This is a genomic window from Rhizobacter sp. (assembly GCF_035702065.1).
Classification (GTDB): Bacteria; Pseudomonadota; Gammaproteobacteria; order Burkholderiales; family Burkholderiaceae_C; genus Rhizobacter.
The window spans coordinates 1-8,300 of record NZ_DASSRA010000064.1; the positions used below are offsets into that span (position 1 = coordinate 1).

Below are 8,300 nucleotides of genomic sequence, written 5' to 3' on the forward strand. Positions count from 1 at the left end.
CGCCACTTCGCTCTGCACCACGGTGGCCACCGAGACGGGTGTGGCTTGCGGTGCAGCAGTGGCTTCGGCCGGGGTGGTTCGCAGCGTGAAGGCTGCGGCGACGAGGGCGCTGACGGCGGTGAGTGCCGTGCCAGCAGCCCAGAGCTTGCGGGTGCGGGGTGGGTTGGTGTTCGACATGGTGTTTTCCTTCGGGCAAAGCAGCGGCTCGCCTCGTCGTGCGAGGCTTTTCGCGTTGAAGTTGGGGAACTAAATATTCGTAGCGATCACTACGACATATGGCAGAATGTAGCCAGCTCACAAGAGCAGGTCAAGCGATTTAATAGCGATCGTTATGAAAAAGACATCAGAGACAAGGGCAGCGCCTGTGGCGGAGTCTGAAAGTTGCCCCCAGGTCAAGGTCAAGCCCCGTGGCCGGCCCCTGTCGTTTGACCGCGACACGGCGCTTGAGCAGGCCATGCACGTGTTCTGGGAGCGTGGCTACGAAGCCGCTTCCATCGCAGACCTCACGGCCGCCATGGGCATCACCACGCCCAGCCTGTACACCGCGTTCGGCGACAAGGAGAAGCTCTTCCTTGAAGCCATCGAACGCTATGCGCTCGGGCCCGGCAGCGCCGGCCCGCGCGCCTTGAAAGAGGAGCCGACCGCGCGCGGCGCCATCGAGCGCTGGCTGCACGAGGCAGCCGACGAGCTCACGCGGCCCTGCCACCCCAAGGGCTGCATGGTGGTGATGGCCACCACCAACTGCTCGGTCGCCGCCGAGCACGTGCAGCTCGCGCTGGCCAAGCGCCGCGCAGCGGCCATTTCGAACATCCGCTCGCGCATCCAGGACGGCATCGACAGCGGCGAGCTGCCGGCCGACACCAACGCCGCGGCCCTGTCGAACTTCTATTCCACCGTCTACCAGGGCATGTCGATGCAGGCCAAGGACGGCGCCACGCGTGCCAGCCTGATGGACACCGTGGCCGCGGCCATGATGGCCTGGCCGGTGCCCGCCAAGGCGGCCAAGCGGCGCGCCCCGGCGCGCGCGTGATGGCAGGCGCCTCGGCAGGCATCTTCAGCACGGCCGAGGCGGTCGAACTCCGCGCCGACCCGATCGAGCCCAGTTGGGTCATCGAAGGCAGACCGCAGGCACGCAGCGGCTGCCACTCCACCAACACCGACGGCTGGGCCGCCACCTACGTGTGGGACTGCACCGCCGGCCGCTTCAACTGGCACTACGCGTGGGAAGAGACAGTGCTGATCCTTGACGGTGAAGTGCACGTCACCGATGCAGCGGGCCAGACGACGGTGATGAGGCCGGGCACCATCGGCTACTTCCCTTCGGGCAGCCATTGGGTGTGGCACGTGCCGGCCTATGTGCGCAAGCTCTCGTTCAACCGGCGCGAAGTGCCAAAGCTGGCCCGGGCGGTCAGCCGCCTGTTGCGCCTGTTCGGACGCCGGGCCTGAGCGCTCGGCTCAGGGCGGCAAATCGCCAGCACCTGCAGCCGACCGTCGCTCGGCGCGACGACCACGCCCTCGTGCCATCACGCTTGCGGCCGCGCCGCGGCCTGCTGCTCGGCCCGCATGCGGGCATGCACGTAGGCGCCCTGCGGCACGTGCAGCAGGTCGGCGATGCGCCACATCACGTGGCGCTCGTGGGCACTCAGATGGCCGTCGGCATAGGCCACGCGCCACATGTGCTCGATCATGCGCAGCTTCTGCGGCATGTCGAAGTGATCGTTGATGCGTGACGTAAACGAGAAGAGATCAGTCGCGTCTCGTGCCGTGGTCTCGGCCAGCTCGGCGAGTCGCTGCGCCTCGTCAGTGGTTAGACCGAACTTGTCGTGCAGCGCATGCAGCACCGCCTCGCGCTCGCCTTGGTGGAAGCTGGTGTCGGCGCGCATCACCTCCACCAGCATCACGGCGGTGGCCAGTTGCAGCGCGTGCTCGGTGGCTTGCGGGTCGCTCCCGGCCGCCGGCGGCCGCAGGCTCTCGAACAGGTCCTTCAGGGTGTTGAGCATCGCCGCATGATGGCACGCGGCGCAGCCCGCGCTCACGCCTGGGGTTTGGGCGCAGCGGGCTTGCGCCGCGTGCCGGCATTCATGCTGCGCCACAGCGCGATGGCCACGACGAAGAGGGCGGTGGTCATCAGGAAGGCCAGCGCCATGTAGTAGCGCACGAACTGGCCGACGACCTGCGCCAGCGCTTCTTCGGTCCACAGCACCTGCCGGCCATTGACCAGCGCCGGCCCGCCGAACTGGCTGACGGCGGTGGCCACGTCCATGCCTTCGGCGCGCTTGCGGCCAAGCTCGTGGTAGGGCGCGCTGACGAAGGGCCGCTGCTCGGTGCCCGGTGCCGAGGCCGGCGGGTACTGGTAGACCCGCGCGCGCACCAGGTCGCTGAACGACAGGTAGACAAACATCGCCGCCACCAGGCACACCGCGCCCACGCCGGCCCACAGGTACTGCGAGGTCTTGGGCAGGCGGGCGCGGATCACCAGCACGAGCACGAGCAGCAGCACCAGGGTGCCGAAGGCCACCACGTTGACGGCCTGTGCGGCGCCCTGCACCTGCGGCATCAAGTCCTTCAGCACCGAGTTGAAGAGGCCGAAGATCGTGGTGATGACCGCGGCCGCCGAGACGATCACCGCCGACAGGCCGGCCAGGTCGTGGGCTGAGCGTTCCATCGTGTCGGCTCCTCGCGTGTCGGGTGTCAGGGGCGGACGATGTCGCCCGGTGCGTTGAACTGCAGCTCCTGCTCGGGTGCACCGTCGGGGGCGATGTTCAGCGGCGTGAAGGCGATGGGCGCGCCGCTCGCGATGCGCCGGGCCATCGCGTCGTAGGCGCCGTCGGGGCCGATCCACACGCGCATCGCGCCCTGTGCCACCGTTCCGCGCGAGGGGCTGGTCAGGTCGGGGAAGGTGAGGTCGGCCAGCCACTGCCGGATGGTGGCGACGTCGAAGTTCTCCGGCCGCTCCAGCACGCCGCTGGGCAGCACGTACACGCGCAGCCGCGGCGGCTCGGGCGCGCCGGGGCGCGTCTTCACGGTCACCAGCACCGAGCGGTAGCCGAAGGGCGGCTGGCCGGACTGCAGGCGCTTCTGCATGCCCTGCACCGGCGCCACGGTCTCGCGCAGCTGGGCGACGGCCTGGGTCGAGATCGGCTGCAGCGACTTGGTGGAGATCCCGCGCGCCTCGGCATTGGCCTGGGCGAGGTAGTAGGTGGAGAGCGCGAGGTCGCGCGCGCTCAGGCTGGCGGCGCGCTGCTCGACCAGCCGCGCGGTGGCGTCGAGGTCGGACACGAGCGCCTGGTGGCGCGGGATGTCGGCGGGGCGTTCGTAGGCGTTGGCTGGCAACTGCGCGGTCCGCTGCTTGATCTGTTGCGCCGCCTGCACCTGGGGCTGCACGCTGCCGGGTGCGGCCTTCTGCGGGCCTGGCAACCAGGCACAACCAGTGGCAAGCGCGACAACGGAACAGGCGAGGAAACGCAGCATGGCGTGCTCCGGCAGGTCGACCCGGAACACAGGGGCTCCGGCGCCATGCGGATGGTGCGCGCGCCGGCCGCATCCACCATCCCTAGGATTGAAAGCCCCCGCCGGCGAGCGCATATTCAGACCCCATGGGCGCCCACCTTCCGCTCGGACACCTCGCCGCGTTGCTGCTGTGCAGCGCGGTCCTGGCCGGGTGCGGCCTGACGCTGCCGAGCTGGTCGACGGGTTCGCGCAAGGGGCCGCCGCCCAAGGTGGCGCTCGTCATCGGGAACGCCGCCTACGAGAACGTCATCCCGCTCAGGAACCCCAGCAACGACGCGGCCGACATGTGCGCCAAGCTGAAGAAGCTCGGCTTCGAGACGCTGTGCCACACCAACGTGCGCGACCGCGCGGAGTTCGACTCGCTGGTGCAGAAGTACGTCGGGCAACTCGACACCGACGCGGTGGGCGTCTTCTACTACTCGGGCCATGGCGTGCAGGCCGGCCTCACGAACTACCTGGTGCCGACCCGGGTGCAACTCCGGTCGGCCACCGAGAACCCCACGCGTGCGCTCTACAGCGTCGACGAGCTGTTCGATCGCCTGGGCAAGCGACGGGCGGCGAAGCTCCAGCTGGTGATCCTCGACGCCTGCCGCACCGACCTGTTCGCGCCGCCGCCGGCTCCCACGACGCGCCTGGCCGGTGGCGCGGACGGACGCCCGCCACTGGTCCGCGCGCTCGAAAGCGTGGCCGGCGCCAGCAACGGGCTGCAACCCATCAAGGATGCGCCGGCCAGCACCCTGGTGCTCTACGCGACCGCCTCGAAAGACACGGCCATCGATGGCGATGGGCGCAACGGCATCCTGACCAAGCACATCCTCGCCCACATCGACACCAAGGGCATCACGGTCGAGCAGTTCACCAAGCGGGTGAGCCAGGGCGTGGAACAGGAGACGCGGGAGAAGTACAACCGGCCCAAGACGCCGTACGTCTACAGCTCGTTCAGCGGCGAGTACTGCTTTGGCGGCTGCGCGCCGCCGCCTCCACCGCCGCCGATCCCGGTGCCTTCGGCCAACTGAGGGTTGGCCTCAGAAGGTGACCAGGACGCCGAGGGTCACCCCGTCCGTGAGGTCGCGCGCATCCTGCCCGGCCTTGGCTTCCTTCGAGTTGAGCACCTGGGTGCGGTAGCCCGCGGTGAAGCTCACCGCCTTGGTGACACCAGGCGTCGCCAGCGAATACACCACGCCAACTTCGCCGAGCTTGTAGTCGGCATCGAGATCGACATCGCTGCTCGTCGGCTTCAGGCGGCCCAGCGCGAACGAAGCGTAGAGCGCGAAGTTGTTGCCCAAGGGAGCCGTGGCGTTCGCGCCGATCACCGGGCCGGTCAGGCGGTACCGGAAGCCGGTTTCCGCATTGCTCTGCTCGAACTGCTTGTAGCCGAGGGTGAGGGCGACGCCGGGGGCGATGTAGTAGCCGACGTTGATGTCGAACTCCTTGCGCTTGCCGTCAACCTCGTCCTCGAGGACGAAGTCGTACGTCGTCGACGGGAACACGCTGAGCGTGCTGACGAAGTCGCCGTAGCGCATGCTCAGCACCGGGATCAGCACGAACCTGGACTTGGCGGGCGACTGGACGATGACCTGCTGGTCCACCGGCACGCCGTCTGGGCGGTAGCTGAAGGTGTCCCATTGCGTGTACCAGGCCCGCACACCCAGGGTGACGCTGAAGGGCGATTCCTGCGCCTGCGCCATTGCGGGCAGGGCCAAGCCGAGCGCCACTGCCATGAACAACAAGAGCTTCTTCATCCCGACCTCCGATGATCCGCTGGCAAGCTCGCACATTAGCCAGCTTCGGGGTGGCTGCACATCAACCGTTCTAGGGAGGCCGTTCGCTTGAAAGTACAAAAATGCCCTCGGCACTTGCGTACCGAGGGCATGAAGAGCGGGCCGGTGGGCGCGCCGCTCGCTTCTGGCTAGAGGAGATCTAGCGGGACATTGAATCGGTCATGAGCGCCGGGCCGCCCCAAGCCATGACCGCTCCCCTCGGGGGGCGGACGTCCCGTGAGGGACGGCCTTGGGGCTGACGTCCTCAACGCACCTTGCCGGCCTTCCACGCATTCAGCAGCGTGTCGTAGGCAATCGTTTCACCCTTGGGCTTCTCGTTGGCCAGCTTGGCCCACGGGGCACCCTTGTCGCTGAGCCACTTCTTCGGGTCTTCCTTCTTGTTGAGCTTGGGTGCGCAACGGGCCATGCCGGCGCGCTCCAGGCGGGCCATCACCTGGTCCATCTCTTCGGCCAGGTTGTCCATCGCGGCCTGCGGGGTCTTCTCGCCCGTCACGGCCACGGCCACGTTCTTCCACCACAGCTGCGCGAGCTTCGGGTAGTCGGGCACGTTGGTGCCGGTGGGCGTCCAGGCCACGCGGGCCGGGCTGCGGTAGAACTCGACCAGGCCGCCCAGCTTGGGTGCAAGGTCGGTCATGGCCTTGCTCTGGATGTCTGATTCGCGGATTGGCGTCAGGCCCACGATCGTCTTCTTGAGCGAGGTGGTCTTGGCCGTCACGAACTGGGCGTACAGCCAGGCCGCAGCCGTCTTGTTGGCGTCGTGCGCCTCGAAGAAGGTCCACGAGCCCACGTCCTGGTAGCCGTTCTGCATGCCCTGTTTCCAGTACGGGCCGTTGGGGCCGGGGGCCATGCGCCACTTGGGCGTGCCGTCGGCGTTGACCACCGGCAGGCCGGGCTTGGTCATGTCGGCGGTGAAGGCGGTGTACCAGAAGATCTGCTGCGCGATCTGGCCTTGGGCGGGTACCGGGCCGGCTTCGCCGAAGGTCATGCCGGTGGCTTCCTTCGGGGCGTACTTCTTCATCCAGTCGACGTACTTGGTGAGCGCGTAGACCGCGGCCGGCGAGTTGGTGGCGCCGCCACGCGACACCGAGGCGCCCAGCGGGTGGCAGCCGTCGTCCGAGGCGCGGATGCCCCATTCGTCGACCGGCTTGCCGTTGGGGATGCCGATGTCGGCGGTGCCGGCCATCGACAGCCAGGCGTCGGTGAAGCGCCAGCCGAGCGACGGGTCCTTCTTGCCGTAGTCCATGTGGCCGTAGATGGGCTTGCCGTCGATGGTCTTCACGTCTTCGCTGAAGAAGGCGGCGATGTCTTCGTACGCGCTCCAGTTGAGCGGCACGCCCAGGTCGTAGCCGTACTTGGCCTTGAACTTGTCCTTCAGGTCCTGGCGGGCGAACAGGTCGGCGCGGAACCAGTACAGGTTGGCGAACTGCTGGTCGGGCAGCTGGTAGAGCTTCTTGTCGGGCGCGGTGGTGAAGCTGGTGCCGATGAAGTCCTTGATGTCCAGCCCGGGGTTGGTGAACTCCTTGCCCTTGCCGGCCATGTAGTCGGTCAGGTTCATGATCTTGCCGTAGCGGTAGTGCGTGCCGATCAGGTCGGAGTCGCTGATCCAGCCGTCGTAGATCGACTTGCCCGACTGCATCGAGGTCTGCAGCTTCTCGACCACGTCGCCTTCCTGGATCAGGTCGTGCTTGACCTTGATGCCGGTGATCTCTTCAAACGCCTTGGCCAGCGTCTTGGACTCGTACTCGTGCGTGGTGATGGTCTCGGAGACGACCGAGATCTCCTTCACGCCCTTGGCTTGCAGCTTCTTGGCGGCGTCGATGAACCACTTCATCTCGGCCATCTGCTGGTCCTTGCTCAGCGTGGACGGTTGGAACTCGCTGTCGATCCACTTCTTGGCCTCGGCCTCACCGGCCCACGCGCTTTGACCCAGGGCCAAAGCGGCGGCTGCAAAGGCCACGGCGTTCAAGCGCAATTTCATGTCTGTCTCCTCATTGGCTTCCCACTCGTCACATGACACGCCGGCTGGGAAGGGGTGGCCGGGTGCCTTTTCAAAGAACTGTTTCCTATCCCTTGCGCATCACCAGGGCGAGCAAGGCCATCGATGCCACGAAGCTGATCCAGATCGATGGTTCGTTCTCGAGGCTGAACCACTCGATCATCTTTTCGCTCACCGCCACGAAGGCGAGGTTCACGTAGGCCGCGCTCAGGAGGCCGATGAAGAGGCGGTCGCCGCGCGTGGTCTCCATCGGCAGCCAGCCGCGCCGGCTGGTGGTCGGCGACTTGAGCTCCCACACCGTCATGCCGATCAGCATGAGCACGATGCAAGTGAAGAAGATCGCGACCGGGAGTGTCCAGGCCATCCACTCAAACATGGTGCCCCCCAGTCGCTTCGCTCCTGCCCCCGAGGGGCGCCGCCTGGCGGACCGGCAAAGCCGGATCCGCGGGCGTTGCTTGATGAACGCCGTCGGCTGCGCCTCGGCTCCTTTGGTGTTGCATGTTCATACGCGTCCCATGGCAAAGCCCTTGGCGATGTAGTGCCGCACGAACCAGATCACGATGGCGCCCGGCACGATGGTCAGTACGCCGGCTGCCGCCAGCACGCCCCAGTCCATGCCGGAGGCGCTCACCGTGCGCGTCATCGTGGCGACGATGGGTTTGGCGTTGACGCTCGTGAGCGTGCGCGCCATCAGCAGCTCGACCCAGCTGAACATGAAGCAGAAGAAGGCGGCCACGCCCACGCCCGCCTTGATCAGCGGGATGAAGATCGTGAGGAAGAAGCGCGGGAAGGAGTAGCCGTCGATGTAGGCCGTCTCGTCGATCTCGCGCGGGATGCCGCTCATGAAGCCTTCCAGAATCCACACCGCCAGCGGCACGTTGAACAGCAGGTGCGCCAGCGCCACGGCGATGTGCGTGTCCATCAGGCCGAGCGTCGTGTAGAGCTGGAAGAAGGGCAGCAGGAACACGGCCGGCGGCGTCATCCGGTTCGTCAGCAGCCAAAAGAAGACGTGC

General features: G+C 67.0%; 10 protein-coding genes. 3 read left to right on the forward strand and 7 right to left on the reverse strand.

Annotated features, from left to right (window positions below; all coding sequences use genetic code 11):
* Positions 1-454 precede the first annotated feature (454 nt).
* Together VFL64_RS02970 and VFL64_RS02975 are read left to right on the forward strand one after the other, a co-directional pair.
* Positions 455-1,030 (forward strand): TetR/AcrR family transcriptional regulator, encoded by a 576-nt coding sequence (locus VFL64_RS02970; protein ID WP_489538894.1) that lies wholly within the window; start codon positions 455-457, stop codon positions 1,028-1,030.
* Entirely contained in the window at positions 1,030-1,446 is a 417-nt protein-coding gene (locus tag VFL64_RS02975; RefSeq protein ID WP_489538895.1) for a cupin domain-containing protein, read from the forward strand. The genes VFL64_RS02970 and VFL64_RS02975 overlap by 1 nt, the downstream gene beginning before the upstream one ends.
* 77 nt (positions 1,447-1,523) lie before the next feature.
* Here the strand turns inward: VFL64_RS02975 and VFL64_RS02980 are convergent, their stop codons facing one another.
* Genes VFL64_RS02980 through VFL64_RS02990 form a run of 3 tightly spaced genes read right to left on the reverse strand, consistent with a single transcriptional unit; the run spans position 1,524 to position 3,471 of the window.
* The gene (locus VFL64_RS02980) at positions 1,524-2,000 is read right to left on the reverse strand and encodes a tellurite resistance TerB family protein (RefSeq protein ID WP_489538896.1); all 477 of its coding nucleotides are present in this window, start codon (positions 1,998-2,000) and stop codon (positions 1,524-1,526) included.
* Between the two features lie 32 nt (positions 2,001-2,032).
* Positions 2,033-2,665 carry a hypothetical protein gene (locus VFL64_RS02985; RefSeq protein WP_489538897.1) on the reverse strand — a complete coding sequence of 211 codons (633 nt, stop codon included), beginning with the start codon at positions 2,663-2,665 and terminating at the stop codon, positions 2,033-2,035.
* 26 nt (positions 2,666-2,691) lie between these two features.
* Positions 2,692-3,471 carry a hypothetical protein gene (locus tag VFL64_RS02990; RefSeq protein ID WP_489538898.1) on the reverse strand — a complete coding sequence of 260 codons (780 nt, stop codon included), beginning with the start codon at positions 3,469-3,471 and terminating at the stop codon, positions 2,692-2,694.
* Between the two features lie 125 nt (positions 3,472-3,596).
* Between VFL64_RS02990 and VFL64_RS02995 the strand changes: the two genes are divergently transcribed.
* Positions 3,597-4,526: a caspase family protein gene (locus tag VFL64_RS02995; RefSeq protein ID WP_489538899.1), complete on the forward strand. Its 930-nt coding sequence runs from the start codon at positions 3,597-3,599 to the stop codon at positions 4,524-4,526.
* Positions 4,527-4,535: 9 nt separating this feature from the next.
* Here the strand turns inward: VFL64_RS02995 and VFL64_RS03000 are convergent, their stop codons facing one another.
* The 4 genes from VFL64_RS03000 to VFL64_RS03015 form a co-directional block, all read right to left on the reverse strand.
* A complete protein-coding gene (locus VFL64_RS03000; protein WP_489538900.1) occupies positions 4,536-5,252 on the reverse strand; it encodes a hypothetical protein in 717 nt (238 codons plus the stop codon).
* Positions 5,253-5,535: 283 nt separating this feature from the next.
* Positions 5,536-7,269: an ABC transporter substrate-binding protein gene (locus tag VFL64_RS03005; RefSeq protein ID WP_489538901.1), complete on the reverse strand. Its 1,734-nt coding sequence runs from the start codon at positions 7,267-7,269 to the stop codon at positions 5,536-5,538.
* A gap of 85 nt (positions 7,270-7,354) precedes the next feature.
* Complete coding sequence (locus VFL64_RS03010) at positions 7,355-7,663, reverse strand: DUF2160 domain-containing protein (protein ID WP_489538902.1); 309 nt, start codon at positions 7,661-7,663, stop codon at positions 7,355-7,357.
* A gap of 126 nt (positions 7,664-7,789) precedes the next feature.
* Positions 7,790-8,300, reverse strand: a 511-nt coding sequence (locus VFL64_RS03015) for a carbohydrate ABC transporter permease (protein WP_489538903.1), incomplete at its 5' end; no start/stop codon positions are given.

Bases quoted from the DNA above. Each gene is read 5' to 3' on its own strand.
- VFL64_RS02985 (WP_489538897.1), bottom strand. From the start codon at position 2,665: ATGGAACGCTCAGCCCACGACCTGGCCGGCCTGTCGGCGGTGATCGTC.
- VFL64_RS03005 (WP_489538901.1), bottom strand. From the start codon at position 7,269: ATGAAATTGCGCTTGAACGCCGTGGCCTTTGCAGCCGCCGCTTTGGCC.
- VFL64_RS02975 (WP_489538895.1), top strand. From the start codon at position 1,030: ATGGCAGGCGCCTCGGCAGGCATCTTCAGCACGGCCGAGGCGGTCGAA.
- VFL64_RS03000 (WP_489538900.1), bottom strand. From the start codon at position 5,252: ATGAAGAAGCTCTTGTTGTTCATGGCAGTGGCGCTCGGCTTGGCCCTG.
- VFL64_RS03010 (WP_489538902.1), bottom strand. From the start codon at position 7,663: ATGTTTGAGTGGATGGCCTGGACACTCCCGGTCGCGATCTTCTTCACT.
- VFL64_RS02970 (WP_489538894.1), top strand. From the start codon at position 455: ATGCACGTGTTCTGGGAGCGTGGCTACGAAGCCGCTTCCATCGCAGAC.
- VFL64_RS02995 (WP_489538899.1), top strand. From the start codon at position 3,597: ATGGGCGCCCACCTTCCGCTCGGACACCTCGCCGCGTTGCTGCTGTGC.
- VFL64_RS02990 (WP_489538898.1), bottom strand. From the start codon at position 3,471: ATGCTGCGTTTCCTCGCCTGTTCCGTTGTCGCGCTTGCCACTGGTTGT.
- VFL64_RS02980 (WP_489538896.1), bottom strand. From the start codon at position 2,000: ATGCTCAACACCCTGAAGGACCTGTTCGAGAGCCTGCGGCCGCCGGCG.